Origin of the sequence: Streptomyces sp. 142MFCol3.1 (assembly GCF_000424945.1) — a bacterium.
GTDB lineage: Bacteria > Actinomycetota > Actinomycetes > Streptomycetales > Streptomycetaceae > Streptomyces > Streptomyces siamensis.
Window position 1 is genome coordinate 186,561 of the sequence record NZ_AUKV01000002.1, and the last position, 25,960, is coordinate 212,520.

A 25,960-nucleotide genomic window follows, 5' to 3' on the forward strand; every position below is an offset into this window, starting at 1 on the left:
CGGGGATGGCGCAAATACGTCATCCCGCTCGCCCCGTTAACAGTCTTTGGTGAGATTTATTCGGCTGTTCGCGCTCACAAGCGGTTCCTAGACTTGCCCTACCAGATGCAGTGATCCACTGCTGCTACTTGGGGGGAAGGCGAATTGACCGTTACGCCAGAACTTGACGTCAATAAACCGAGAATAGAAGCCAACGACCAGAAGATTCTGAACCTGCTGTATGCGGGGCTGAACGACGCATCGATCGCCCGGCATTTAGGAGTAGGTCACCGCACGATACAGCGCAAAGTGCATCGACTCATGGAACTTCTCGAAGCAAATGGCCGCGTGGCCCTGGGCGCTCGAGCGCAGGAACTCGGCCTGCTGGTGGGCGCGTCCCGCCAGCCGCCACGGCCGAGAGACCTGACCGCCCGGGTGGCGGACGGCGCCCTGCGCGCGGGGGTCGGCTGACCCCGCGACGGGCAGTACCGCCGGGTCATTCACGGACGCGCACGACGGGAGCGTGCGCTGGAGAGAACGCCGAGCGAGACGACGGCGTCCGGCCGGGACAATGACGTCCGAGCCGCAGCCGACGCCGGAACAGACCACCGGCGTCACGAACCGCAGCCGACGCCGGATCGGGACAACCACGTGACGACGTCCGGCCGGGACAACGACGTCCGGCCGGACCGATGACGTCCAGCAGGGGCGACGACGCCCGAGCCGCATGCCGACGCCGGAGCGGGACACCACACCGGGGACGTCGGTCCACGTAGGCCCCGCAGGGAAACTCTTCGCCCCGTGGGACAGCGCCCAGCCGAAGGGGTGGTGACCGCCGCACCGCGGAGGCCACCACCCCCGTTCCGCTGTTGCCCCACAAGGGCGTTCCGGCCTTCTGCCGGAGTGCAGGCAGCGGGTGAACTCGGCACCCGCACACCCGTCCTGGCGGGCCCTCAGCCCGCGAGAAGCTTCTTCACGACGGCGGCGACACGGCCGCCCTCGGCCTGACCGGCCACCTTCGGGTTCACGATCTTCATGACCTGACCCATGGCGCGCGGCCCCTCGGCACCGGCGGCCCTGGCCTCCTCGACCGCCTGGGCGACGATCTGCTGGAGCTCGTCGTCGGACAGCTGCTTGGGCAAGTACGCGGCGAGAACCTCGCCCTCCGCCTTCTCCCGCTCGGCCGACTCGGCGCGACCGCCCTGAGCGAAGGCGTCGGCGGCCTCACGACGCTTCTTCGCCTCGCGGGTGATCACCTTCTGCACCTCGTCGTCGGAGAGTTCGCGCTTGGTCTTGCCCGCGACCTCCTCCTTGGTGATCGCGGCGAGGGTCAGCCGGAGCGTCGAGGAGCGGAGCTCGTCGCGCTCCTTGATCGCGGCGTTGAGGTCTTCCTGCAGCTTCGACTTGAGCGTGGTCATGCCGTCGATTGTCGCAGGTGCGGTGCGCGGGTCGCCTGCTGATTTCGGAGCGGACGTTCTGTGGCTTCAGGAGGGCGCGTCCTGTGGCTTCGGGAGGGCGCGTCCTGTTCCTTCAGGAGGGCGCGGCCTGTGGCTTCAAGAGGGCGCCCTGTTCCTTCAGGAGGACGGGCCTTGTGTCCTCACTCGGACGCATCCCGCTCCCCCTCACGCGAACGCATCCCACTCTCTCGCGCGACCGCGCGCCTGGCCCTTGCGCGGAGTTCGCGTCCTGACCGAGGATTCGCCCGGCGCGCCCCGTGCCCGCGGGGACGCGCCCCAAGCCCTGGGGGCACGAAGGCCCGCGGGGGTCTGACACGATGGACGTATGCGCGCGCGATACGGAGTACCCCTGGCAATCACGGCGGTGGGCGCCGCCGGTCTGTTGTACTCGGCCGGTTTCGAGGCCCGGTCCTTCCGCCTTCGGCGGGTGACGGTGCCGGTCCTGCCGGCGGGGATGCGGCCCTTGCGCATCCTCCAGGTCTCCGACATCCACATGGTGAGCGGCCAGCGCAAGAAGCAGCGCTGGCTGCGGTCCCTGGCCGGGCTGCGCCCCGACTTCGTCATCAACACCGGGGACAACCTGTCCGACCCCGAAGGCGTTCCCGAGGTTCTGGACGCCCTAGGCCCCCTGATGGAGTTCCCGGGGGCGTACGTCTTCGGCTCGAACGACTACTACGGCCCCACACTCCGCAACCCCGCCCGCTACTTGATCGAGAAGACCCAGGGCCGCCACGGCCTGAACGGCAACAAGCCCGTCGTGGGCGCCGTCCACAACCCGTGGGAGGACCTGCGCGACGGCTTCGACACGGCGGGCTGGCTGAACCTGACGAACACCCGCGGGTCGCTGAAGGTCGACGGCGCCGAGATCGAACTGACCGGCCTGGACGACCCGCACATCAAGCGGGACCGCTACGCGCGCGTGGCCGGTGGACCGTCGGAGTCGGCCGACTTCTCGATGGGCGTGGTCCACGCACCGTACCTGCGCGCTCTCGACGCCTTCACCGCCGACGGCTACCCGCTGATACTCGCCGGCCACACCCACGGTGGCCAGCTCTGCCTCCCCTTCTACGGGGCCTTCGTCACCAACTGCGACCTGGACACGGACCGCGTGAAGGGCCTGTCCACGCACACGGCGGACGGCCGTACGTCGTACATGCACGTCTCGGCGGGCTGCGGCACGAGCCGCTACACGCCGGTACGTTTCGCATGCCCCCCGGAGGCGTCGCTGCTGACGCTGGTGGAGCGCAGGTAGCGGTCGCCGCGGGGCGCCCCGGGACCGGGGCGCCTTAACGTCTCGCGGTGACTTCGACTCGACGGGCCGGACACGGGCGAAGAGGTGCGGGCCGGGGACCGGTCCCGCCTCCTCGCCCGTATGTAACCCACCCGGACGACCCGTATCGCCCGATTCGTCCGGGCTCCTTAGCGTGGGGCCATGACCGCCCCCATACCCAGGGACATACCCGATCTCCCCGCGATACCGGGTATCGCTCCGCCGATCGCCTCGTCCTTCGTCCCCGCGACGGCGGTAGTGGCACCCACCCGCCGCCCGCGGGCGACCGCCTTCCGCATCTTCGTGGCCCTTGTCGCGGCGGCGGGCGTGGCGATCGACCTGCTCGCCGGCAGCGCACTCCACGTCCTGGCGTACTTCACGATCCAGGCCAACATCCTGGTGGCCGTGATCTTCGCGGTCTCGGCCCGGCGGGCCTGGGCGGCCCGCCGCCCCCTGTCGGGTGCGGTGACGGGCGCCACACTCCTCTACATCGTGATCACGGGCCTGGTGTACCACCTGATGCTCGCGGACCGGCCCGGCGGCTTCTCCATGACCGGCGAGGCAGGCGACTCCACCGGATGGCCCTGGGTGGCCGACCAACTCCTCCACACGGTGACACCGGTCGTCGTGATCGCCGATTGGCTGCTGCTGACCCACCCCGGTCGCATGGCGCTGCGCCACGCGGCCACCTGGGTGCTCTACCCACTCTTCTACCTGGTCTTTTCCCTGATCCGCGGCGCGATGCTGGCCCCCGGGACGCCCGACCGCTACCTCTACCCCTTCGTCGACGTGGACCGGCACGGCTACGTCGGCATCCTCGGCAACACGGCCATCCTCGGCCTCGGCTTCTACGCCCTGGCCCTCGTCACCATCGTCGTGGACCACCTGCGCCCCGACCTGGTCCGCCCCCGCGCACGACGCCCGTAAAACCGGATTTCGTCTCAGGCCACCGGTGGGCTAAAGTAAACGTCGTCGCCGCGACAAGCAGTGACATCGGGGTGTAGCGCAGCTTGGCAGCGCGCTTCGTTCGGGACGAAGAGGTCGTGGGTTCAAATCCCGCCACCCCGACAGAGAAACACCAGGTCAGGCCCGGTGCTGAGAGATCAGCGCCGGGCCTGAATTGTTGTTCGGCCCCGTCTTGGCAGTCGACTTCGGGAACCGGGTCTCAGGACCCGTCTGCCGGCGAGCACGCAGGAGCGTGTGCGGTCAGAGCCAGTCCCAGTGCCTGAAAGCGAAGTACAGCGTCAGAGAGACAACGACGATGACGGCGCTGGAAACGATGAAACCCGACTGTTGTCCGAAGCCGGGGTAGGGAAGGTTCTGTCCGTAGAATCCAGTGATCGCCGTGGGCACGGCGATCACCGCGGCCCAGCTCGTCACCTTCTTCATGATCAGGTTCATCCGGTTCGCCTGCACCGACAAGTTGGTCTCCATCACCGAGGCCACCAGGTCGCGCAGCGACTCCGTCCACTCGCCGGCACGCAGCACGTGGTCGTACACATCGCGGTAGTACGGCAGCAGGGGGCCGTCGACGACGTCGAGGTCGGGGCGCATGAGGGCGTTGACGACCTCCCGCATGGGCAGGACCACGCGACGGAGCCGAACCAGTGATTTCCGCAGGGCGTAGGACTGGCGCTGTACGGTCTGGATCTGCCGGCCGCCTTCGGCGAAGAGCAGATCGTCAAGTTCCTCGATACGTTCGTCGAGTTGCTGTACTGCGGCGAAGTGCCCGTCGACGACGTAGTCGAGCAGGCCGTGGAGCAGAAAGGCGACCCCGTGTGCTGCCAGAGCCGGGGCACGGTCCCAGCGGGCGACCAGCTCGTCGAGGGCGAACGCGGCGTCCTTGCGGACGGTGATCAGCGCCTGTGGTGTGAGGATGACCGCGAGCTCGCTCATCGTCAGTCCTGCGCCGTCCGGGTCGAAGGCGACCGCGTAGACACTGAGGAAGTGATGGGTGCGGTAGTTGTCGAGTTTCGCCCGCTGTCCCTCGTGCAGCGCGTCCTCGAGAGCCAGCTCGTGGAGGCCGAGTTCCTCGCCGACCGCCGTGAACTCGGCGCGGTCCGGGCGGTACAGGTCCAACCACACGGTCGAAGACCGGTCCGCCAGATGCTGGGAGATGTCCCGGACCGGGAAGTCCTCCTCGACCAGGGAGCCGTCGCGGTACAGCCGAGTACGGGCCATGTCGCGCACCCTAACGGCACCGGCGGAACATCAGCGGACACCACTACCGGGAATCGGCCGGCGGAACCGTAAGAGCCCACGTGCAACCGCGCCGAAGGGTCCTCCTGCCGCCGCCACGGCCGTGAGCGTCGAGACGGGAGCCGCTGATGACTCAGACCGCTTCCAGCCGGCGGTGGGTATGGGCGACGGCCGTCACGCCCACCGGCACGTCGCCCCACGTCGTCCTGAATGAATAAGGGGTCACCCTGAAGTCACCGGAACTGCCGTCGGCCGGGCACGCGGAGGTTCGTATCGTCGCCGCGGACCCGAGGCGGCTCGCCATGCCGCGGAGATCCTCCGCCGCTGTTTCGCGGCCGCCGAAGCGCGCAGCTACCCCGCAGGCGCTGACGGAGGAGCACGCCTCCACTCACGTGGACACCACGCGCATGGCGGAGCCGGTGCGCTCCTGGCTGTTGACCCTTTCAGTTCCTCCCGGGACGATCACACACAGTTGGACGAAATCTGAGGAGATGGCCCTCAGCGGGGAAGGGGGATACCGCCCCAGACGTACGGGTTTCCGTCCGTGCCGGCACGAGCAGCAGGCGACCATGGCGACACTGCACGAGCGGCAGCACTACCGCGAGGCGATCATGAAGACCCTGTACGAGGCCATCGAGAAGACCCTGTACGAGGCCATCGAAGGGAATCGCCTCCTCGGCCTCACCGGGGGCGTGGCTGCGCGAGGACCTCGCCATGCCCGACGAGGACCTGGCCGCCGCCTGCACGTACCTGGCGGCCGAAGGGCTGATCCAGGTCGACTGGGCGCGAGGAAACACACCCGCGATGGTCACACTGACGCACAAGGGGATCCAGCTCATGGAGACCGAGGAGAAGGACAGTGACTGACACGGCCAAGGCCGCCCTCAGGGCTCCGGCCGGTCACATGACAGCTGTGTCCTCCCATATGACCGAAATGGCTTACCGGGCATACCCTGGTCAGTGGGTCGGAGCACTCTCACGTGCGACGACCCGGAAGGGCGGTCCCGGTGTGTATACGCCGGGGCCGTTGCGTCACCGGCACCTGCCACAGGGAGAAGATGTGTTCCACTCGGCCGCTCTCCGCCAGTGACGCAACGGCGACGTCGTTGACCCGAAGGGCCGAGTGATCAGCGCGCCGTCTACGTAAACGGCCGACAACGACGCGACTGACGCGACTGGACTGGCCCGCCGCTGACGCCGGGAGGCTGACGTGGTGCTGTTTCTTCTGCTGCTCATCGTGGCCGTTGCGCTCGGCGTCATCGGGGCGCTCGGCAGGGACACGCTCTACCTGCTGATCATCGGGGTGATGGTGCTCATCGCCGACCTTGTCCTTCTCAGAACGCGGATGGGGGGCCGCCGCAGGCCCCGTGTCCGGTAGGGCGGTCCGACCGGCCACCCGACCTGCCCTTCTGTGTGGGGTACCACCGCCGACTCCTGGCGCCGCGGCCAGCATCGCTCCCGTGCCCTTGCCTGAGCGACGTCGGGCACTCGACGTTAGCGTGGAGGAAGAGAACGACAGGCCGCCTGCGCCTTGTAAAGAGGTGACCGAAGATGACGGACACCGGACTGCCGAACCGGCCCGAGGCCCCTCGCGCAGGATCATTGGGCGAGCGCGGCGGGAAGAGTGCGGGGGTGCCGCACGGAAGCGATCCGGGATCGCGTGGCCGTACGACGATCGCCGACGGTACGGTGGCGAAGATCGCCGGGATGGCGGCCCGCGATGTGCCGGGCGTCCATTCGATGGGCGATGGGTTCGCCCGTGGCATGGGGGCCATGCGTGAACGTATGCCCGGTGCCGGCGGGAAGTCCGTCACCAGCGGGGTGAAGGTCGAGGTCGGCGAGGTACAGACCGCGGTCGACCTGGAGATCGTCGTCGAGTACGGCGTCTCCATCATCGAGGTCGCGGACGACGTCAGAGAGAACGTGATCGCTGCCATCGAGCGGATGACCGGTCTGGAAGTTGTCGAGGTCAACATCGCGGTCGGCGATGTGCATGTGGACGAGGAACAACGAGAGCGGCGGCTCGGGTAATCGCTTGCCGGAGCCGAAGCGAGCAAGGAGCGCGCGCACGCCTCCCGTCCTCGCCTGCCTGCCATGGGGGGGGTGACAGCTCGTCAGGACGGCGGTCATCGGATCCGCCTCACCGAGAGCATCCCGGCACCCCCACCGCAGCGGACCAGCCCGAGGACCCCGGCGGCTGATCGCTCTCACATCTCCGGCGTTGCCCGGTCGGTGCCGGTGTCGATGAGGATCTGAACGGCCTGCGTGACGTTGCCGGCGCGGACGGCCTCAGCCATCGCGGCGCGCGCAGCGTCGGGCGTCGCGTGCGGCGGGACCACGAGCAGGGAGAAGAGATCCTGCTCGCCCCGAGTGATGAGGACGGTGTCGTCGCCGACCGGGAAGGAGTCGATGTGCACGACTCGGTCATCGATGACCAGCCTCGTCGGCAGTGCTTCCCAGGCACCGGCGTCCAGGCCGACACGTGTGATCGGCCCGAGGTACTCGGCCAGGGCGGCGATCAGGGCGGGGAGCTCCGCGGCGATGTCCCGGGACCGCGGCCACCATGCTCCGTCGAGAACACCCCGGCGGTCGTGCGTCGTCTCCAGTCGCACGACAGCCGTCCCGGGTTTCAGGGCCTGGTGGACGGCGTCCGGCAGGAGCCTGGTCACACGCGGGGAGCCGGAGTCGGACATCGCACTCGCCTGTCTACCTGTGAGGAAAACGGAGTGACTTCCTTGCTTCACGGTACTCCGCGGCCCACGTCGGCCAGGAAGCTCGCCGGTCGCACCCGAGGGCCACGGGGCATGCCGGAGTAGAGTGAAAGATCGGTCCGCTCATCTGTGCCCGAACAACGAGGTCGCCATGCAGCCCACGGAAACACCCCCGGACGGGCACGCCGAGGTACGTATCGTCGCGGCCTCCCCCGAGGTCGCCCGTCGCGTCGCGGAGGTTCTCCGCCAGTGCTTCGCCGCCACCGAGCAGCGCAGCTATCCCGCGGACAGCCAGGGAGGGACCCGCCTCCAGCTCACCGTGGACACCACCCGCTCGCCAGAACCGGCACGGTCCTGGCTGGAGACGAGCCGCTCCTCGGAGGACGATCGCCGACGGGAGTGAGCCGACGTCCAGGAGCGGTCCGTTCGGCCTCTTCGCGAAGTAGCGTGAACTCATCGGGAGCACTTCGCACACCGGCTCCGATGCCGGCTTAGTTCCCGGTGAGCCCCTATGCGGCGGGCCGTTGGGACCTCCAAGACCAGCGCTCCCTCGGCCGCCCGGCTGATGGGCGCCGCGAGCGCGAACACCGGCCCGCCGATGACCGCGAACCGCCCTCGTGACGGCGGAACAGTCCGGCGAAACTTCCTCGTCGTACGAGACCACCACCGGCCGGCCCGGCCGACTGGTCGTGGGGGTGTGACGGTCGTCGTCGCCGCCCTGGCCGTGGGTGCCTGATGATTCGGCGGGCAGTCCGTGGTGGGCCGGATCAGACGTGACCACGTGCCGCGGCCGCCATGAACGGTTCCGCGGCCTCCTCGGTCGTATCCGGAGGCACGACCAGCAGGTCCCAGCGCCCCCGGCCGGGGGCGAGCAGGACGATCTTGTGCGGGGCGGATGCCGCCGCCGTCCTGCGCAGTCGTACGACTTGGTTGAAGACGAGCATCCGGCCGGGCACCGCGGACCACGCCGCCCCGTTGACGGTGACGCTGGTGATGTCGCCCCACGCGCGCGGCAATCCGGCGAGCAGCCGGGGGAGTTCGGCGAGCAGGTCGTACGAACGGGGCCACCACGCTCCGTCGATGGGCTGGGGCATACCGCCGTAGGGAGCCAGGCGCAGGCGGAGGAGGGGATGGGAGGGAGGAGGGGGTTGCAGCGCGGTGGTCATGAAAGCTCCTGTCAACTGCCGTGCGGCGGAGGAGGTGAGTGACCGGTGTCAGGCGCGGCGGGCGGCCACGCGGTCCGGAGTGGGCCAGCGCACGTCGTGCACCCAGCCGAGGCGTTCCAGGAGGCGGATGACGGCGGCGGAGGGGTCGAGCTGGCCGCGGTCGACGCCGTGGCGGGCGCTGGTGGGGTCGGCGTGGTGAAGGTTGTGCCAGCTCTCGCCGAACGACAGCAGGGCGAGGGGCCACAGGTTCGTGGCCCGGTCGTGGCGCCGGGTGCGGAACGGGCGCTCACCGATCACGTGACAGAGAGAGTTCACGCTCCAGGTGACGTGGTGGAGCAGCGCGATACGCACAAGTCCCGCCCACAGCAGGGCGGTTACGCCGTACAGCCACGTACCGCCGATGGCCCAGCCCACCGCGAACGGCAGGGCGAGCGTGAGGACGCACAGCGCCGGGAAGGCGCGGGCGACGGCACGGATGTCGCGGTCGGCCAGCAGGTCGGGAGCGTACCGGTCGGCGGGTGTGCGGTCGTTGCGGAACAGCCAGCCGACGTGCGCGTGCAGCAGCCCACGCAACTGGCCGCGCAGATGCGTGCCGTAGCGGTACGGGGAGTGCGGATCGCCGGGCCGGTCGGTGAAGGCGTGATGGCGGCGGTGGGTGGCGACCCAGCCGATGACGTCGCCCTGGAAGCTCATCGAACCGGCCACCGCGAGCGCGATCCGCACGGGACGGATGGCACGGTAGCCGCCGTGGGTGAGGCCGCGGTGGAAGCCGACCGTGACGCCCAGACCGGTGATCGTGTAAAGGACGAGCGCGAGGACGATGTCGGCGGGATGGATGAGGCGTCCCCACAGCAGCCAGCCGGCCAGGCCGATTGCCACGAACGGCAGGACGACGATCACCGCCGTCACCGTGACGTACAACCGGTCACCGCCGTCGCGCGGAGGCGCCGGGCCGTCAGATGGGAAGGGGGACGCCCCGTCGTAGCCCTGGGGCGGCGGGGCAGGGGGCGACGGTGTGACCGTCGTGGACGTGGTCGGACTGCGCGGCATACGTTGCTCCTCGGCCCTGGATGCGTTTGACGCGGCCGGGGACATGGGCTGCCCCTGTGATGGGGAGTCGCAAGGACGGGCCGGTTCGGGCACCGGCATACGAAGAGACCTCGCTTTCTCCACCGTACTCCCGCACGCTCCGAAACGAGGCGGGCCGGATCGCGTGGCCACCGCGTTGACACCGACCGTCGCCGGACGTTGACTGGCGGCACGGCGCAGGTCCATGCCACTCCCGAACACACGGCGAAGCATTCCGACCACCCGCCTCGCCCAGACCCCGCGGGAACCCACCTACCGGACAACAGCGAGGCCGGCCATGACCGTTGCACGGACGATCAGGAACACGGCGCAGACGATGAAGGGCAGGATCACCGAAGAGCTCGGCCGGGTCACCCGCAATGGGCGACTGCAACGCCGAGGCAGGATCGACCGGGTCTCCGTAAGCCTGGAACAGGCCGTCGAGAAGACCAAGGACGCCTTCGGGCGGAACGGAAGCGGCACCCGATGATGTACGACCAGACACGCGCCCAGCAGCCCGCGGGCCAGACCCGGGGCCCCGCCGAACGCCGTGCCCCGGGCCCGGAGCCGCTGCTCCCGTCGACCGAAAGGGACAAGATCGTCCTGCGCCTCCGGCACGACCTCAACACCTTCGCCGACACTCCGCGCGAGGCGCTGGAAGAGGCCGAGAGCGCCTACGACGAAGCCACCGCCCAGCTCGTGAACGTCCTCGCGGAACGGCGGCGTGTCCTGCGCGCCGGGTGGCAGGACCAGGCACCCGGAACACAGTCCGACGAACTCCGGCACGCGCTGAGGCAGTACCGGGAGATCACCCAGCGGCTGCTCCAGCTCTAAGGGCTGTCCCGTAATCCCCGCTGCGGCGGAGCGCGGAGTACCGTGGACGTTACCGAGGGCATTTCGCACACCGGCTTCCACGCCGGGTCGTTCTCGGTGAAAGATGAAACCCGGGCCGCCGCAGAGGCGGCCCGGAGACGGGTCCGCATCATGTCGGCGACCTTGCACCCAACCCTGCCGCAACCCGAGCCCGTCGCAGCCCCGGCCGCGCGCCTCGCATTGAAGACCGACGGCACCTCCCGCGGACTCCTGGACGGTGCCTGGTGGCCCCGCTCCCGGGATCTGCTGAGCGAACTGCCCGCACTGACCGACGTGTTGGACCCATTGTGGGGCCGCATCACCCGCATCGCCGTCAACCCGGAGCACTGGCCGGTCATCCCCCGCCAGGTTCCCGTGCACGGCCACATCGTCAAGGTCGGCTGGTTCACCCCGGAAATCGACCCGCACAAGCTGCTGCTGCTCTCCTACGGCACCGGCCGCTGGGACCTGCTGATCATCCCGCCCGAAACCGGGGCGGAGTCGGCGGCCCGGCTGATGGCTGCCGCGTCCGACTACGACGGCCCGCCACTGACCGCGAGCGCGCTCATCGCCGCGGACGAGGCATGGGAATGCGAGGGCGGCGCCTGCGCGGTGCCAGTGTCAGCGGCCGTTCCGCAACAGACCGGTCCCCCCGGCCGGGCCAGCCGCCTGATCATCGGTATGTGACGTGGCCGCCATGAACGCCGTCCTGACAGCCGCCGCCTTCGTGGTCCTCATCGCAGCGGCGGCGTACATGATCCACCGGCTCAACATCCAGCACGCCGAAAGAATCGCCGTGCACCAGTACAGCGCCCGCCTGCCCGGCCACCGCGGCCGCGGCACGCCACAGCCCCCGGTGGAACCGGACCGGTTCCAGTCGCCGACCACCGGCGAACGGCGGGACCACCGCGACGGGGGCCGCGGCCGCTTCCCACCGCGCCGCCGCCGCAGCCGTACCACTCACCGCAGGTGACCAGCCGGTTTCCCCCACCGGCCGGGCATACGGACCGTCGACTCGTAGCGTCGTGTGTGCCCGAGCGCGTGCACCCGGGCCATGGACCGCGCGAGGAGCGGCCGGTACCCATGAACCGAGGCGTCATGACTCTTCCACAGCTGAACGTCTACCGGCACGACCGGGGCAGGCGCGCCCTGATCACCCTGGCCGGTGAGATCGACCCGGCCACCGCGCCCCAGGTGCGCGCCGCTCTGGAGCGGTGCCTGCATGACGGCATCACCACCATCGACGTGGATCTGACTACCGTCGGCCGCTGCGACAACAGCGGTCTGCGCGTCTTCCTCGACGCGTCGCGGCACGCCGCCGGGATCCACGCGTCCCTGCGGCTGCACCACCCGTCCCCGCAGACCGCGCGGCTCCTCGCGGACACCGGCTCCGATCTTCTGCTCCTGTGACGGCTCCGGGAGAGACGTGGTGCACAGCGGTACGGAGAGCCACCTGATCATGTGTGACATGCCGTTCTCCGGCGTGATGGGCTGTTCGGGGTGACCGGCCGCGTCACTCTGTGCGGGAACAGCAACGGGGCGGCCGCACCACCGGCGACGCGACCCTCTTCCTGATCGAACGGCGCGGCGGCGCCGCCGAACACCTCGCCATCCTGGAGTGAGCCGACCACCGCACCACCAAGGGTCCGCCGACGCCGTGGCCGGGCGTTTTCAGCGGGCCGGGCGCCGAGTGGAGCGCCACATGGAGCGGGCCGCCAGGTAGAGCAGATCGGCGATGAGGAGTAGTACGCCGGCAGACAATAGATAGAGCATGCCGTCGACGGCCGCGCCGATGGCGATCAGAGCGATTCCGGCGATGAGCAGGGTCAGGAAGAGGACCATGACGGGATGCCTCCCTGGGAAGGAACCGCGCGCGATATGCGTGGCCTCTCGAGTACGGCGGGACACGCTGTGACTCTCCCCGGTGTCGCGTCGGCCGAGGAGTGGTAGGTGACGGCCCCGACAGGCCGCTACCAGTAGTGGCGGCGTCCGCCGACGGCGTACCCCACCGATCCCAGGATCCGCAGGATGAGACCAACGACGACCAGGTGATCCCGACGGTCTCCAGGATGGAGAGGCCGGCGACGAGGAGGATGACACCGAGGCAGTCATGAGGGCCTCCGACGCGAGCCAGGTCTCCCCCTAACCCCAGAGTAGGTCGGACCGGTCCTGTGCGTGGGGCGTCGCAGGCCGGACGGTTCTACCGGCCAGGCGGAACGAGGCACCTGGAGCGCGCCATAGGAGTGGAGACGGTCCCGCCCTCGTCATCGGCGGCGTGGTGCTGCTCGACGTCGGCGGGGCCCACTGATGGCGCGGCGCTACGACCCCGAGCGGCGCCAGCGCATCATCGACGCCGCGATCCGCGTCGGAGTGGTGCCAGGAGCTGTCCGACGCCTTCGCCGAGCGCATCGATCCCGTCACGGCACGGGCCCTGGTCGCGCTCATGGACGGGATCTCGCCGCCGGTGCTGCTCACGGGCGGGGTGTACGAGATCGGGTACGCACGGGAGATGCCGGCGCGGCTGATCCCGTAGGGTCGCGCCCACTCCCTGAGAAAATCCCGTGCGGCCGTGAACTCTTCGCGGGGCAGCGGGGAACAACGGGTGACACGCTCGACCCCACCCGCTGACGGAGGACCCGTGACCGGACCACCGGCGCTCGACCCCGGCGACGAGCGCGACGGCCATGTCATCGCGCAGTCCCTGGAACATCCGGAGCTGTTCGCCCGGCTCTACGACCGGTACGCACCCGACATCCACCGGTACGCGGCCCGGCGCCTCGGCGACCACGCGGCGGACGACGTCACGGCCGACACGTTCCTGACCGCGTTCCGGGTGCGTGCCCGCTACGACGCCTCGCGGGCCAGTGCCCGGCCCTGGCTGTACGGGATCGCCGCGCACCTCATCGGCAAGCAGCGCCGGAAGGAAGTACGCGGTCTGCGGGCGCTGGCCAGGACCGGCCAGGACCCCGTCACGGCCGGCTGGGTCGAGGACACCGCGGACCTGGTCGCCGACCGCGCCCCGCTCGCGGACGCGCTCGCCGCGCTGTCCGCCGCCGACCGGCATGTGCTGCTGCTCGTGGCCTGGGCCGACCTGACCTACCAGGAGGTCGCCGAGGCGCTCGGCATACCCGTCGGGACCGTGCGGTCCCGGCTCAACCGGGCCCGCCGCAAGGTACGGGCCGCGCTGGGTGCCGACCCGGCGATTCTGCTCGAAGTGGCGGAGGTGGTCCGGCCGTGAACGTGGACGAGATGAAGGACGTACGCGAGTTCCGGGCGGGGGCGCCGAAGCCCGACCGGGCACGGCTCGCCGAGGGGCGGGACCGGCTGAGCAGCGCCGCGGGGCGTGGCCGGGGACGCAGGCTGCGGGCCGACTGGCGGCTCGCAGCGGTCGGGGCCGCCGCCGCGCTCACCGCGGTGGCCGTGCTGGCCTCCGGCCTCGGAGGGGGCGGCCACAGCAACGTGGAGCCCACGGTGCCAGCCGGGACACGGACGGTGCAGGGTTCGGTGAAGGAGGTGCTGGAGCGGGCCGCGTCCACGGTGGAGCGGGCTGATCCGCCGCCCACGCCGCACGCGGGCCAGTGGATCTACGAGAAGAAGCTCTCGGCCAGTCCCGGAATCTGGCCCAAGAGCAAGGCCGCCCAGCCCGAACCGGAGCCGGAGCCCCAGGAGCACTGGGAGCGGTACGCGGACCCGCGCTTCGAGAACGGCAAGGAGGGCGACGACCGCTCCATGCGCGAACGGCTCCGCTTCCTCGACGAGCTGCCGGACGACCCGGCCGCCGTGCTGAAGAAGGTCCGCTCCTACTACCCGTCCGGGAAGGGCAACCCCGAGCCCGAGGGGGAGCACGACATGCGTGCGCTGACTGTGCTGTTCGCGTCCCAGCCCATCCCGCCGCAGGCGCTCGCCAAGCTGTACCGCGCGCTGGCCGCGGTCCCCGGCGCCGAGATCACCGACCATCTCGTACGGGACCTCGCGGGCCGGGACGCCCTCGCCGTCGGGCACGACGAGAAGGGGCAGAAGGTCCGCCGCGAGATCCTGATCGACCCGCACACGTACCAGTACCTCGGCGACCGATGGCTCGTCGTCAAGGACTACAAGGACACGTTCCCGGGCGCCGACGACACCCCTGACCGGCCCTGGAAGGCGGGCGACATCATCTTCCAGCACGCGGTCCTGGCCACGGGAGTCGTCGACCACAAGGGCGACCGCCCCTGACATCCGGCGGGGGCGCCGAAGCTGTTCGCATGTACGACGAGATTGCGCTGCTACACGGCATCAAGGCTCCACCGCCGGCGGGCGCTTCTCCGCGCCGGCCCGCGGGTTTTTGCCGGGGGCAATCCAAAGTGGCGCCTTCGTCGTACCCATAAGGAGAGCCGCAGCCCCGGGGTACGTCCCGGTCCACCCGTTCCCGTACGGCGGGGATCCTGTCCGTGGGACACGCTCCTCGTCCGTGCGGGGCGACGTCCGCCACCACGCCGATCGGGCCCTGCGGCTGCGGCTGTCGATCTCGTGCGGCCGAGAGCCGCGCGAGACGACGGAGGGAAGGTGCATCCATCATGCGAGCACAACGCGCAAGGCGTCTCGCTGCGGTCGCCGCGGTCGGCCTTCTGACGGTCGGCGGCGCCGCGGTCGGCACGACGGGGACGGCCATGGCGGCGACCCCCGCCGTCCACACCCAGGTGACCAACTGGTGCGGCGACGGCTGGGGCGGCTGGGGCGGGGGCTGCTTCGACCACCGCTTCGACCACCGCTTCGACCACCACGGGTTCCGCTTCGATCACCGCTTCGATCACCGCTTCGATCACCACAGCTCCTTCTTCCACCACGGAGGTTTCGTGATCGTCGTGCTGTAGCACTCCCCCACGGGCCCGGTCCGGGGCACCGGCCCCGTGGCGGTGCTGTGGAACCGGCTGTCCCGGTACGGCAGTCTTCTCCTTCGTGAATCTTCCGTCTCAGAGTGCGTCGGTCGACGGCGTCGCGCCCATGGTCGTGGCCGGGGACGACGCTCTCGCCCACCGGCTGGCCGCCGAGTTGCGCGGGGTGTACGGCGAGCCGGTGACGCTCGTCGTGCCGAGCACCCAGCGCAGTGTGCGGCCGCCCGTGGTCGGGCGGGCGCGGGCCACCGCTCTCCTCGACCGGGTGACCGCCGCTGTGAACCGGGCCTCCGGCAACGGGGAGGGGAACGGGACCCGGAGCGCCGAACCGGCAGGCTCCGGGCGGCTGTTGGAGGCCGCCGAGGTCTCCGAGGCCGTACTCACCGAAGCGGGCGTCGAGCGGGCCGCCGCGCTCGCGCTCGTCTATGACGACGACGAGACGAACATCCGGGCCGCGCTCACCGCCCGGCGGCTCAACCCGCGCATCCGGCTGGTGCTGCGCCTCTACAACCGGCGCCTCGGCCAGCACATCGAGGCCCTCCTCGACCAGGCGTCGGCGCTGGCCAACGCGGGAGCCGACGCGGACGCCGGGGCCGGCGGCGCGGGCGAGGCCCTGGACGCGGCCACCACCGTCACCGTGCTGTCCGACGCGGACACCGCCGCGCCCGCGCTGGCCGCGACCGCTCTCGCCGGGACCAGCAAGTTCGTCCAGACCGACGGGTTGATGCTGCGCGCGGTCGAACGGCCGCCCCCGGGGCCCGGACAGGTCGCCGACCCCGGGCTGTGCACGCTGGCCCTCCTGTCCGCGACCGCCAACGACCCGGCCGGCGCCGACGGTTCCGAGGGGAGCGGTGCGCACGGCCCTCAACTCCTGCCCGACGAGCGGGCGGTGGCCGCCGCGACCGGGCGCGCCACCGTCGTACTGGAGAACGTGTCGTACTCCGGTCCCCCGCTGCCCGCCGGGCGCAGTGTCGTGCCCTTCGGCTCGCTGCTGTCCCGTCGGCTGCGATGGTCGTTCGCCGGACTCGTCGCCTGTGTCGTCGGCCTCGCCGTCGCGTCGATGGTGGTCACCGGCGAGCACCCGCTGCAAGCCACCTATCTGACCCTGCTCGACCTCTTCGCCATCAACGACCCCGCCGTCGGGCAACCGGTGGGGCGGCAGATCCTCCAGCTCTTCTCCGGGCTCGTCGGTTTGCTGCTGCTGCCCGTGCTGCTGGCCGCCGTGCTCGAGGCGCTCGGTACGTTCCGCAGCGGGTCGGCGTTGCGACGGCCGCCGCGCGGGCTGTCCGGGCACGTGGTGCTGCTCGGCGTCGGCAAGATCGGCACACGCGTGCTGGCGCGACTGCGGGAGCTGCACATCCCCGTGGTGTGCGTCGAGGCCGACCCCGAGGCGCGCGGGCTCGCTCTGGCACGGCGGCTGCGGGTGCCCGTGGTGCTCGGCGACGTCACCCAGGAGGGTGTGCTGGAGGCCGCCAAGATCCACCGTGCCGATGCGCTGCTCGCGCTCACCAGCGTGGACACCATGAACCTGGAGGCCGCGTTGTACGCGCGGACCGTGCGGCCGGATCTGCGGGTCGTGCTGCGGCTGTACGACGACGACTTCGCGACCGCCGTGTACCGCACGCTGCGGGCCGCGCATCCCGGCGCCCTCACCCGGAGCCGGAGCGTCTCCCATCTGGCGGCGCCCGCGTTCGCCGGGGCGATGATGGGGCGGCAGATTCTCGGGGCGATTCCCGTCGAGCGGCGGGTGCTGCTCTTCGCCGCCGTGGATGTGGGCGGGCATCCGCAGTTGGAGGGGCGGACCGTGGGGGAGGCGTTCCGGGCGGGGGCGTGGCGGGTGCTCGCGCTGGATACGGGGGTGAGAAACCGGAAGGCGGGGGCCGGGGGCGCCGGGAGTGCGGGGTCCGGGGGTGCCGGCAGCTCTGGGGGGTCCGGAAGCGGTGGGGCGTCCGGGGGGTCTGGTGGCTCCGGCTCCGGGGGGTCTGGGGTGGCCTCGTCCGGGCGGGGGGCCGGGGTGGGGTCCGGGCTCGTGTGGGATCTTCCTGCCGATTACGTGCTGCGGGGTGCGGACCGGGTGGTGCTTGCCGCTACGCGGCGGGGGCTGGCCGAGTTGTTGGGGCGGCGGGGGCGGGAGCGGGCGTCCACGTAGGCCCTTCGGGCCGGGTGCCGCGGGCCCTCACCGGCTTACCGGGATGTCGTGTGGTTGACGCCGTGTGGGTGGCGCCGCCCGCCCTGGGGGTTTTCGCCCCCTCCGCCCCTACCCGTCCCGTTGTCCTGAGGGCTGCCGCCCCCAGACCCCCGCGTCGGCGTGGACGGCCCCGTCCTCAAGCGCCGGACGGGCTGGGACCAGCCGACAGCCCCTGAAGGCGACGGGACCGGGAGCCAGGGGCGAATCGGCCTGGACGGCCCCGTCCTCGAGCGCCGGACGGGCTGAACGTGCCCCCAGCCCTCATGGAGACGGGCCGGGAGCCGCGGGCCGACGCCGGGACCGGGGCGGTGTCGTCAGCCCGTCAGGTGGCGCTGGGCGAAGTCCAGTTCCAGGCGGACCTGCTTGATGCGTTCGTCGACGACCAGGGAGCCGTGGCCGGCGTCGTAGCGGTAGACCTCGTGGACTGCGTCGCGGGCGGCGAGGCGGGTGACGTAGTTGTCGATCTGGCGGATGGGGCAGCGGGGGTCGTTGACGCCCGCGGAGATGTAGACGGGGGCCTTGACCGCGTCTACGTAGGTGAGGGGGGAGGACGCCTCGAAGCGTTCGGGGACCTCTTCCGGGGTGCCGCCGAGGAGGGTGCGGTCCATGGCCTTCAGGGCTTCCATCTCGTCGTGGTACGCCGTGACGTAGTCGGCGACGGGGACGGCGGCGATGCCGAGGGTCCAGGCATCGGGCTGGGTGCCGAGGCCGAGGAGGGTGAGATAGCCGCCCCAGGAACCGCCGGTGAGGATCAGGCGGTCGGGGTCCGCGAGGCCCGAGGTGACCGCCCATTCGCGGACGGCGGCGATGTCCTCCAGCTCGATGAGGCCGACGCGGTGCTTGAGGGCGTCGGTCCACGCGCGGCCGTAGCCCGTGGAGCCTCGGTAGTTGACCCGGACGACCGCGTACCCGTGGTCGACCCAGGCTGCCGGGCCCGCCGCGAAGGAGTCGCTGTCGTGCCAGGTCGGGCCGCCGTGGATGTCGAAGACCGTGGGCAGCGGACCGGTGGTGCCGGCCGGCTTCTGGACCAGGGCGTGGATGCGTCCGCCGGGGCCCTCCACCCAGACGTCCTCCACAGGCACCGATCCCGGGGACTTGAGGCCGGGCGGGTCCAGCACGACGTCGCCGGTCGTGGAACGGACCACGGACGGCTCGGCGGCCGACGACCACAGGTACTCCACGGTGCCGTCCGGGCGGGCCGTCGCGCCGGACACGGTGCCGGGCGGGGTGGGCACCCTGGTCAGCTCGCGGGACGTGAGGTCGTACCGCCACAGGTCGCTGCGTGCCTCGAAGCTGTGGGCGACGAGGAGGGCGGAACCGTCGGGATACCACTCGGCGGCCACGTCTCCGGGCAGGTCGAGGCCGAGGTCCGTCTCCTCGCCGGTGGTCACGTCCCACACGAGCGGCTCCCAGCGGCCTCGCCGCTGGTGCCCGATGAGGAGCCGGCCGTCCCCGTCGACCGGGGCGAAGCCGAGCACCTCCAGGCCCAGCTCGACCGTGCCGCCCTTGGTGTCGTCGAGCTCCGCGACCGTCGATCCGTCCGGGCGCAGGACGCGCAGCGCCGAGTGCATCGCGTCGCCGTGCTCGGTGTGCTCGATCGCGACGAGCGAGCCGTCGTGCGAGAGGTCGCCGACGCCGGCCGACTCCCGGTGCCGGTAGATCTCCACAGGGGTCTCGCCGGTGCGTGCCACATGGATGGTGGAGCCCTCCTCGTCCGTGGAGCGGCCCACGACGGCGGTGCGCCCGTCGCGGGCGATGGCCAGTCCGGCCGGGTACGAGGGGTCGAGACCCGGCACCGCCGGCTCGTCGGGCCGCGCCTGCGGGTCACCGCCGGCGCTCTCGGGGGCTCCGGCGGTGAAGGGGCGGCGGCGCCAGATGCCGAACTCGTCGCCGTCCTTGTCGTCGAACCACCAGATCCACTCGCCGTCCGGCGAGAGCACTCCGTCCGTCGTGCCGTTCGCCCGCGAGGTGACCTGGCGCTGCTCTCCCGTGGCGCGGTCCCAGGCGTACAGCTCGTACGTCCCCGTCGCGTTCGAGACGAACAGGGAGCGGTGCGGGGCGTCCTCCGCCCAGTCCGGCAGCGACACCCGCGGCGCCCTGAAGCGCTTCTCCCAGTCGGGCATGGCGGGCTGCTGCTCGTTGGACCTGCTGCTCTCAGTCATGGCCCCATAGTGCCTGGCCGGGCGGGGTCTTCGCCGACGCGGTCCCCAGCCTGTGGACAAACCCCGTTCACCGGGGCCCGGCGGGGCCGGCGGCGGTGACCCCGCGGCCCGCCCGTGCGCACGGGCCCCGTACCTTGGAAGGCGTGTACCGGTTCCTGCTGACGCCCCGCTGGTGGGGGATCAACGTCTTCGTGCTGTTGGCCATCCCCTTCTGCGTCTTCATGGGGTCATGGCAGCTGGGACGGTTCGAGGACCGGGTCGCGGACCATCGGACGGCGAGCGACCTGGCCGCGGAGGCCGGGACCTCGTCGCCCCGCCCACTGGCCGAACTGCTGCCCGTGGACAAGGCGACGTCCGGCAAGCAGGCCACCGCGACCGGGCGGTACGGCAGGCAACTGCTCGTGCCCGGTCGTGAGCTGGACGGCGAGCGCGGGTACTACGTCCTGACCATGCTGCGGACCGACGGCGGTGCGCTACCCGTCGTACGGGGCTGGCTTCCCGGTGACGCGGATCCGGCGAAGGCGCCCGCCGCGCCGACGGGTGAGGTCACCGTGACGGGCGCGCTCCAGGCGTCCGAGAGCCCCGGGTCCAACGGCGTCAGTTCGGCCGGCGGTCTTCCCGCCGGGCAGACCGGCGCGATCAGCTCCGCGTCGCTGGTGAACCTGGTGCCGTACAAGAAGGTCTACGAGGCGTGGATCACCCTCGGCAAGGCCGACGGCGGGATGAAGGCGGTGCCCGCGGCGGCTCCGCAGAACACCGGCCTGGACCTGAAGGCGTTCCAGAACCTCGGCTACACCGGCGAGTGGTTCGTCTTCGCGGGCTTCGTCGTCTTCATGTGGTTCCGGCTGCTGCGCCGCGAGGTCGAGTTCGCGCGGGACGCCGAGCTGGGCATCGTCCCCGAAGGGGCCGGCGGCGGGTCGGAGTCCAGTGCCGGATCCGAGTCCGGGATCGACGGGGAGAGCGGGGTCCCTGCCGGGGGCAGCGCGCCGGCCTCGTCGTCGACGACCGCCTGAGTCCTTCGGACTGCCGTCCGAGCCCTTGGACCGCGCCTCGGCGGCCTCGATACGGCCCTGCCCCAGGGACCGGGCCTCACAGCACGCGACGGCTCGCGGCAAGACCACGAGACGGCTGCCGGAGGCGCCGTCCGCGTCGCTCAGGACGACAGGACGCCCGTGTGGTAGACGGTGCCCGCACACGCGTTGGACACGGTCGTCGAGGCCTTCGCCCCGCCCGTCGCCGCCGTGTTGGACACGGCGACACTGCCGTCGGCCACGCCGTCCTCCGTGACGAGCTGCGGCGCTGCGCCGCCGCCGTCGGTCGTACCGGTGCTGCCGGTGTCGCCGGCGCCCTCGGTGGGCGTCGGGTCCGGTGAGGGCTCCGAGGTGGGACAGGTCTCCGAGGGCACCCAGGCGAACTTCACCACGTACGACGCGCCCGGCTGGAGCACCAGGGAGGCGACCTCCGTGGACGGGTCCGGCAGCCCGGTGGCCGCGTCGCCCGCCACATGGGTCGACACGCCGACCTTGGCGGGGTCCGCGGCGCCCGCGGCGGACGCGGTCACCGTGCCCGCGCCGGTGACCGTGCAGCTGGCGGCGGAGATGTTCGAGAAGGTGAAGGAGCCGTAGACCGCGCCGGTGGAGTCCGGGACGCCGACGGCGCTGGTGGCACCGCCGATCTGCTCGGTCGTGCAGGCGGGCGTGGTCGCGGCCGAGGCCGTCGGGTCGACGCCGCCCGTGGTGGCACCGCCGCCGGTGCTCTTGTCCGTGCCGGGCGTGCTCTTGCCGCCCGTCTTGCCCTTGTCCTTGGAGGTGCCGGAGGAGCCGCCCGCCGCCTTCTCGTGGCCGTCGGCGTCCTTGCCCTGGCCGGTGCCGCCCTGTGCCTGCGAGGCGCTGCCCGCCATGGACGGGTCGGGCTTCGATCCGGCGGAGTTCGAGACGTGGACGAAGGCGGGGATGGCCGTGCCGATGAAGAGCGCGGCCGCGGCCATGCCGACGACGGCCTGCCGCTTGCGGGCCCGCCTGGCCGGAACGGCGCGACGCAGGTGGTCGAGGGTGCCGTCGGTGGGCTCGATCTCCTGGACGGCCTGGTGGAGCAGCCGGCGCAGTGCCAGTTCGTCGGAGCCGAGCCCGTCTGGTCCCTGTCCGCCCGTCTGTTCGTCGGACTGTCCGTCGGGGCCGTGGTTCACAGTTCCGTTCCCAGCGTGCGATTGCTCGTGCTCGTGCTCGTGGCGCCGGCCCCGGTCGGGGCCCCACCGCTCGTCGTGCCCACTCATGCCGGGGCCTCCATGGCGATGCGGAGCGCGGCGATGCCCCGGGAGCCGTACGCCTTGACCGAGCCCAGCGAGATACCGAGCGTGTCGGCGACCTGGGCCTCGGTCATGTCCGCGAAGTAGCGCAGGACCAGGACCTCGCGCTGCCGGCGCTGGAGCCCCTTCATGGCCTTGATCAGCGCGTCGCGCTCCAGCTGGTCGTAGGCGCCTTCCTCGGCGCTCGCCATGTCGGGCATCGGCTTCGACAGGAGCTTGAGGCCGAGGATGCGCCGGCGCAGCGCGGAACGCGACAGGTTGACGACGGTCTGCCGCAGATAGGCGAGCGTCTTCTCCGGGTCGCGGACGCGTTTGCGTGCCGAGTGCACCCGGATGAAGGCCTCCTGGACGACGTCCTCGCAGGAGGCGGTGTCGTCGAGCAGGAGCGCCGCGAGGCCCAGGAGCGACCGGTAGTGGGCGCGGTAGGTCTCGGTCAGATGGTCGACGGTGGTACCGGCGGCCACGCTGTCGTCGGAGCCGTCACGTTGATTCGGTATGCGGGCGGGCCGCGCTGCGGGCATGGGCGCGATCACCGGCATGCCGCCGGGCGTCCCGGGGCTGCGGAGTCGGCGGGGTGGACGCAGGGCTGTGCCCCTCGTCTGGACCGCGGTGAAGTCGAGTACCTCTGCCACGCCTGTTTGACACGCGTACCCCCGGCAGGGTTGTACGCGACAGGCGTCACATTCGCGTCGGTCGGCACAGTGGCCGGAAGCGGACCCTCCGGAGCGCCCCCTGGTACGCCTGCGGGACCGCCGGCCGGGACGCCTCTCAGCCCGCCTGACAGTGCACTAAATGCCCTCATGCGTACCAGCTCTTCCCCTATGCCGCATGTGCCGTGCCGCCCCCGGGCACCCCTGAATGGCGACCGCAAAGACGCTCCCCGTCCTCCGCGCGGTTGCGGAGAACGGGGAGGGAAATCTTCGGACGCCCACGGGGGCGGATTCAAGTGGTCCGGACCATATTTCGATCACTGGACTCACACAGATCCTACAAATGAATCCCCCGACGGCCACCGAGATTCCGGCTGCCGGACGCCCGGGACGCAGAACCTTGCGGAACCCGCACACACCCAGGAGGCAGAACCTACGCCCCGATGATCTCCGCCGCCACCAGCTCAGCGATCTGAGCGGTGTTCAATGCGGCACCCTTGCGCAGGTTGTCCCCGCACACAAACAGTTCGAGTGCGGTCGAATCGTCCAGAGCCCTGCGGACTCGGCCGACCCAGGTCGGGTCCGTGCCCACCACGTCGGCGGGGGTGGGGAACTCGCCGGCCGCCGGGTCGTCGAACAGCACGACCCCCGGCGCTGTGGCGAGGATCTCCCGCGCCTTGGCGACGGTGACCTCGCCCTGGAAGCGGGCGTGGACGGTCAGTGAATGCGTGGTGACGACGGGTACGCGGACGCAGGTGACGGCCACCTTCAACGCCGGCAGTCCGAGGATCTTCCGGGACTCGTTGCGGACCTTCATCTCCTCCGAGGACCAGCCGTCCTCGGCGAGGGACCCGGCCCACGGCACCACGTTCAGCGCGACGGGCTCCGGGAAGGGCCCGGTGTTGTCGCCCACGGCCCGACGCACGTCACCGGGGCTGGTGCCCAGTTCCGTACCGGCGACGAGCGACAGCTGCTGGCGCAGGGTCTCGACGCCGGCCCGCCCGGCGCCGCTGACCGCCTGGTAGCTGGAGACGACCAGTTCACGCAGCCCGAACTCGGCGTGCAGCGCGCCCAGAGCCACGATCATCGAGAGCGTGGTGCAGTTCGGGTTGGAGATGATCCCGCGCGGACGCACGCGCGCGGCGTGCGGATTGACCTCGGGGACGACGAGGGGCACGTCCGGGTCCATCCGGAAGGCTCCGGAGTTGTCGACGACGACCGCGCCCTTGGCGGCGGCGATCGGCGCCCACTGGGCGGCCACCTCGTCCGGTACGTCGAACATCGCGACGTCGACCCCGTCGAAGGCCTCCTCCGACAGGGCCACGACCTCGACCTCCTCGCCGCGCACGGCCAGCTTGCGGCCGGCCGAGCGCGAGGAGGCGATCAGGCGGATCTCGCCCCAGATGTCCGCGTGCTGGGACAGGATCTGAAGCATGACCGTGCCGACCGCTCCGGTCGCTCCCACGACCGCGAGCGTCGGCGCCAAGGACCCCTTGGGTCCCACGGACCCGGCCATCAGCGGCCGGTGCCCCCGTAGACGACGGCCTCGTCGCTGTCGGAGTCGAGTCCGAAGGCGGTGTGGACGGCGCGGACGGCCTCCGGGACGTCGTCGGCACGGGTGACGACGGAGATGCGGATCTCGGAGGTGGAGATCAGCTCGATGTTCACGCCCGCGTCGGACAGCGCCTCGAAGAAGCCGGCCGTGACACCCGGGTTCGTCTTCATGCCGGCTCCGACGAGGGAGATCTTGCCGATCTGGTCGTCGTAGCGCAGGGAGTCGAAGCCGATCGTGGTCTTCGCCTTCTCCAGGGCGTCGATGGCCTTGCGGCCCTCGGTCTTGGGGAGGGTGAAGGAGATGTCCGTCAGACCGGTGGAGGCCGCGGACACGTTCTGCACGACCATGTCGATGTTGATCTCGGCGTCGGCGATGGCGCGGAAGATCGAGGCGGCCTCGCCCGGCTTGTCCGGAACACCGACCACCGTGATCTTGGCCTCGGAGGTGTCGTGCGCGACACCGGAGATGATGGCCTGCTCCACCTTGCGGTCCCCTTGCTGAATCGGCTCGTTGCTGACCCAGGTGCCCTGGAGTCCGGAGAAGGACGAGCGCACGTGGATCGGGATGTTGTAGCGGCGGGCGTACTCCACACAGCGGTGGAGCAGCACCTTGGAGCCGGAGGCCGCCAGCTCCAGCATGTCCTCGAAGGCGATCCAGTCGATCTTCCGGGCCTTCCGCACCACGCGCGGGTCGGCGGTGAACACGCCGTCCACGTCGGTGTAGATCTCGCAGACCTCGGCGTCGAGGGCCGCCGCCAGCGCGACGGCGGTCGTGTCGGACCCGCCGCGGCCGAGGGTGGTGATGTCCTTCTTGTCCTGCGAGACGCCCTGGAAGCCGGCCACGATGGCGATGTTGCCCTCGTCGAGGGCCGTACGGATACGGCCGGGCGTGACGTCGATGATCCGCGCTTTGTTGTGGACCGAGTCGGTGATGACACCTGCCTGGCTGCCGGTGAAGCTCTGGGCGCTGTGGCCCAGGTTTTTGATCGCCATCGCCAGCAGGGCCATGGAGATCCGCTCCCCGGCGGTCAGCAGCATGTCGAACTCTCGCCCGCTGGGCATCGGAGATACCTGCTCGGCGAGATCGATCAGCTCGTCCGTCGTGTCGCCCATCGCGGAAACGACGACGACCACCTGGTGGCCGTTCTTCTTCGCTTCCACGATCCGCTTGGCGACGCGCTTGATGCCCTCGGCATCGGCTACGGAGGAGCCTCCGTACTTCTGCACGACAAGGCCCACGTGCGCTCCTCGCTCAATCCGTCTCTGCACCGCACAACTGCGGTCGGCTCAGTTTAACGAGCGGCCGGATTTCCCCTCCGAGATATCGCATCGTGAGATGTCCCGCTCACGACGTGATCACTCGGACCAACGGACCGACGGAGTCGTCAGGGCTCCTCGGGCGAGGCGGCTCCGGCCGCTCCGAGACGGCACCTGCCCGCAGGTCAGCCGCGCCACTCCGGAAAGTGCCCCGTGTCACACGGGAGGGCGGCGATCCGGCCGTCCGCGGCGACCCGTCCGCCCCTCC

29 protein-coding genes and 1 tRNA gene are annotated in these 25,960 nt (G+C 70.9%); 18 read left to right on the forward strand and 12 right to left on the reverse strand.

Annotation, left to right across the window (positions count from 1 at the left end):
• The first annotated feature begins 144 nt into the window (after positions 1-144).
• Positions 145-450, forward strand: a complete 306-nt coding sequence (locus tag H305_RS50040) for a LuxR C-terminal-related transcriptional regulator (protein ID WP_234020607.1) — start codon at positions 145-147, stop codon at positions 448-450.
• A 482-nt stretch (positions 451-932) separates the two neighbouring features.
• On the opposite strand, the gene H305_RS0103290 is transcribed toward H305_RS50040, so the two are convergent.
• Entirely contained in the window at positions 933-1,397 is a 465-nt protein-coding gene (locus H305_RS0103290) for a GatB/YqeY domain-containing protein (RefSeq protein WP_028799163.1), read from the reverse strand.
• Positions 1,398-1,761: 364 nt separating this feature from the next.
• Between H305_RS0103290 and H305_RS0103295 the strand changes: the two genes are divergently transcribed.
• From H305_RS0103295 to H305_RS0103305, 3 genes are all read left to right on the forward strand, one after another.
• Complete coding sequence (locus H305_RS0103295; RefSeq protein WP_028799164.1) at positions 1,762-2,688, forward strand: metallophosphoesterase; 927 nt, start codon at positions 1,762-1,764, stop codon at positions 2,686-2,688.
• A 180-nt stretch (positions 2,689-2,868) separates the two neighbouring features.
• Positions 2,869-3,633, forward strand: coding sequence for a Pr6Pr family membrane protein (locus tag H305_RS44310; protein WP_107439947.1), 765 nt, complete (start codon positions 2,869-2,871; stop codon positions 3,631-3,633).
• 67 nt (positions 3,634-3,700) lie between these two features.
• Positions 3,701-3,774, forward strand: a tRNA-Pro gene (locus H305_RS0103305).
• 138 nt (positions 3,775-3,912) lie between these two features.
• Here the strand turns inward: H305_RS0103305 and H305_RS0103310 are convergent.
• Positions 3,913-4,887 carry a magnesium transporter CorA family protein gene (locus tag H305_RS0103310; RefSeq protein ID WP_028799165.1) on the reverse strand — a complete coding sequence of 325 codons (975 nt, stop codon included), beginning with the start codon at positions 4,885-4,887 and terminating at the stop codon, positions 3,913-3,915.
• Between the two features lie 732 nt (positions 4,888-5,619).
• On the opposite strand from H305_RS0103310, the gene H305_RS55945 reads away from it, so the two are divergent.
• The 3 genes from H305_RS55945 (at position 5,620) to H305_RS0103330 (ending at position 6,936) form a co-directional block, all read left to right on the forward strand.
• Positions 5,620-5,772: a hypothetical protein gene (locus H305_RS55945; protein WP_324608085.1), complete on the forward strand. Its 153-nt coding sequence runs from the start codon at positions 5,620-5,622 to the stop codon at positions 5,770-5,772.
• 343 nt (positions 5,773-6,115) lie between these two features.
• Positions 6,116-6,283, forward strand: a complete 168-nt coding sequence (locus tag H305_RS53890) for a hypothetical protein (protein ID WP_199791328.1) — start codon at positions 6,116-6,118, stop codon at positions 6,281-6,283.
• A 173-nt stretch (positions 6,284-6,456) separates the two neighbouring features.
• The gene (locus H305_RS0103330; RefSeq protein ID WP_028799166.1) at positions 6,457-6,936 is read left to right on the forward strand and encodes an Asp23/Gls24 family envelope stress response protein; all 480 of its coding nucleotides are present in this window, start codon (positions 6,457-6,459) and stop codon (positions 6,934-6,936) included.
• A 176-nt stretch (positions 6,937-7,112) separates the two neighbouring features.
• On the opposite strand, the gene H305_RS0103335 is transcribed toward H305_RS0103330, so the two are convergent.
• Positions 7,113-7,598, reverse strand: coding sequence for a DUF5994 family protein (locus H305_RS0103335; RefSeq protein WP_028799167.1), 486 nt, complete (start codon positions 7,596-7,598; stop codon positions 7,113-7,115).
• Between the two features lie 169 nt (positions 7,599-7,767).
• On the opposite strand from H305_RS0103335, the gene H305_RS0103340 reads away from it, so the two are divergent.
• Positions 7,768-8,019 (forward strand): hypothetical protein, encoded by a 252-nt coding sequence (locus H305_RS0103340; RefSeq protein WP_028799168.1) that lies wholly within the window; start codon positions 7,768-7,770, stop codon positions 8,017-8,019.
• 364 nt (positions 8,020-8,383) lie between these two features.
• Here the strand turns inward: H305_RS0103340 and H305_RS0103345 are convergent, their stop codons facing one another.
• Positions 8,384-8,782 carry a DUF5994 family protein gene (locus tag H305_RS0103345; RefSeq protein ID WP_028799169.1) on the reverse strand — a complete coding sequence of 133 codons (399 nt, stop codon included), beginning with the start codon at positions 8,780-8,782 and terminating at the stop codon, positions 8,384-8,386.
• A gap of 48 nt (positions 8,783-8,830) precedes the next feature.
• Positions 8,831-9,832 carry an acyl-CoA desaturase gene (locus H305_RS0103350; protein ID WP_028799170.1) on the reverse strand — a complete coding sequence of 334 codons (1,002 nt, stop codon included), beginning with the start codon at positions 9,830-9,832 and terminating at the stop codon, positions 8,831-8,833.
• A gap of 316 nt (positions 9,833-10,148) precedes the next feature.
• Here H305_RS0103350 and H305_RS0103355 point away from each other — a divergent pair, with 316 nt between their 5' ends.
• From H305_RS0103355 to H305_RS44325, 5 genes are all read left to right on the forward strand, one after another.
• Positions 10,149-10,340 carry a CsbD family protein gene (locus H305_RS0103355; RefSeq protein ID WP_028799171.1) on the forward strand — a complete coding sequence of 64 codons (192 nt, stop codon included), beginning with the start codon at positions 10,149-10,151 and terminating at the stop codon, positions 10,338-10,340.
• The gene (locus H305_RS0103360) at positions 10,337-10,684 is read left to right on the forward strand and encodes a hypothetical protein (RefSeq protein WP_028799172.1); all 348 of its coding nucleotides are present in this window, start codon (positions 10,337-10,339) and stop codon (positions 10,682-10,684) included. Before H305_RS0103355 ends, H305_RS0103360 begins: the two co-directional genes overlap by 4 nt.
• A 42-nt stretch (positions 10,685-10,726) precedes the next feature.
• Positions 10,727-11,389: a DUF5994 family protein gene (locus tag H305_RS0103365; RefSeq protein WP_028799173.1), complete on the forward strand. Its 663-nt coding sequence runs from the start codon at positions 10,727-10,729 to the stop codon at positions 11,387-11,389.
• A gap of 10 nt (positions 11,390-11,399) precedes the next feature.
• Positions 11,400-11,675: a hypothetical protein gene (locus H305_RS44320; protein WP_037762354.1), complete on the forward strand. Its 276-nt coding sequence runs from the start codon at positions 11,400-11,402 to the stop codon at positions 11,673-11,675.
• Positions 11,676-11,800: 125 nt separating this feature from the next.
• Positions 11,801-12,112, forward strand: coding sequence for an STAS domain-containing protein (locus H305_RS44325; protein WP_037762356.1), 312 nt, complete (start codon positions 11,801-11,803; stop codon positions 12,110-12,112).
• 261 nt (positions 12,113-12,373) lie between these two features.
• Here H305_RS44325 and H305_RS53895 read toward each other — a convergent pair whose 3' ends face one another.
• Both H305_RS53895 and H305_RS54375 read right to left on the reverse strand, forming a co-directional pair.
• Positions 12,374-12,544, reverse strand: coding sequence for a hypothetical protein (locus H305_RS53895; RefSeq protein WP_199791329.1), 171 nt, complete (start codon positions 12,542-12,544; stop codon positions 12,374-12,376).
• Positions 12,545-12,672: 128 nt separating this feature from the next.
• Positions 12,673-12,810: a DUF6131 family protein gene (locus H305_RS54375; RefSeq protein ID WP_420708018.1), complete on the reverse strand. Its 138-nt coding sequence runs from the start codon at positions 12,808-12,810 to the stop codon at positions 12,673-12,675.
• Between the two features lie 530 nt (positions 12,811-13,340).
• Between H305_RS54375 and H305_RS0103400 the strand changes: the two genes are divergently transcribed.
• From H305_RS0103400 to H305_RS0103415, 4 genes are all read left to right on the forward strand, one after another.
• Positions 13,341-13,940 carry an RNA polymerase sigma factor gene (locus H305_RS0103400; protein ID WP_028799174.1) on the forward strand — a complete coding sequence of 200 codons (600 nt, stop codon included), beginning with the start codon at positions 13,341-13,343 and terminating at the stop codon, positions 13,938-13,940.
• On the forward strand, positions 13,937-14,917 hold the full coding sequence (locus H305_RS0103405; RefSeq protein ID WP_051370344.1) for a CU044_5270 family protein: 981 nt from the start codon (positions 13,937-13,939) through the stop codon (positions 14,915-14,917). Before H305_RS0103400 ends, H305_RS0103405 begins: the two co-directional genes overlap by 4 nt.
• Positions 14,918-15,258: 341 nt before the next feature.
• Entirely contained in the window at positions 15,259-15,555 is a 297-nt protein-coding gene (locus H305_RS0103410; RefSeq protein ID WP_037762230.1) for a hypothetical protein, read from the forward strand.
• A gap of 130 nt (positions 15,556-15,685) precedes the next feature.
• Positions 15,686-17,725: an NAD-binding protein gene (locus tag H305_RS0103415; RefSeq protein WP_028799177.1), complete on the forward strand. Its 2,040-nt coding sequence runs from the start codon at positions 15,686-15,688 to the stop codon at positions 17,723-17,725.
• Between the two features lie 353 nt (positions 17,726-18,078).
• Here H305_RS0103415 and H305_RS0103420 read toward each other — a convergent pair whose 3' ends face one another.
• On the reverse strand, positions 18,079-19,926 hold the full coding sequence (locus H305_RS0103420; RefSeq protein WP_028799178.1) for a prolyl oligopeptidase family serine peptidase: 1,848 nt from the start codon (positions 19,924-19,926) through the stop codon (positions 18,079-18,081).
• A 143-nt stretch (positions 19,927-20,069) separates the two neighbouring features.
• On the opposite strand from H305_RS0103420, the gene H305_RS44330 reads away from it, so the two are divergent.
• Positions 20,070-20,939 carry an SURF1 family protein gene (locus tag H305_RS44330; protein WP_078628854.1) on the forward strand — a complete coding sequence of 290 codons (870 nt, stop codon included), beginning with the start codon at positions 20,070-20,072 and terminating at the stop codon, positions 20,937-20,939.
• A gap of 140 nt (positions 20,940-21,079) precedes the next feature.
• On the opposite strand, the gene H305_RS0103430 is transcribed toward H305_RS44330, so the two are convergent.
• The 4 genes from H305_RS0103430 to H305_RS0103445 form a co-directional block, all read right to left on the reverse strand.
• Positions 21,080-22,198 (reverse strand): hypothetical protein, encoded by a 1,119-nt coding sequence (locus H305_RS0103430; protein WP_078628855.1) that lies wholly within the window; start codon positions 22,196-22,198, stop codon positions 21,080-21,082.
• Positions 22,195-22,770, reverse strand: a complete 576-nt coding sequence (locus tag H305_RS0103435) for a SigE family RNA polymerase sigma factor (protein WP_028799180.1) — start codon at positions 22,768-22,770, stop codon at positions 22,195-22,197. Before H305_RS0103435 ends, H305_RS0103430 begins: the two co-directional genes overlap by 4 nt.
• A gap of 544 nt (positions 22,771-23,314) precedes the next feature.
• Positions 23,315-24,397, reverse strand: a complete 1,083-nt coding sequence (locus H305_RS0103440; RefSeq protein ID WP_037762236.1) for an aspartate-semialdehyde dehydrogenase — start codon at positions 24,395-24,397, stop codon at positions 23,315-23,317.
• Complete coding sequence (locus tag H305_RS0103445) at positions 24,397-25,674, reverse strand: aspartate kinase (protein ID WP_028799182.1); 1,278 nt, start codon at positions 25,672-25,674, stop codon at positions 24,397-24,399. The genes H305_RS0103440 and H305_RS0103445 overlap by 1 nt, the downstream gene beginning before the upstream one ends.
• Positions 25,675-25,960: the final 286 nt, after the last annotated feature.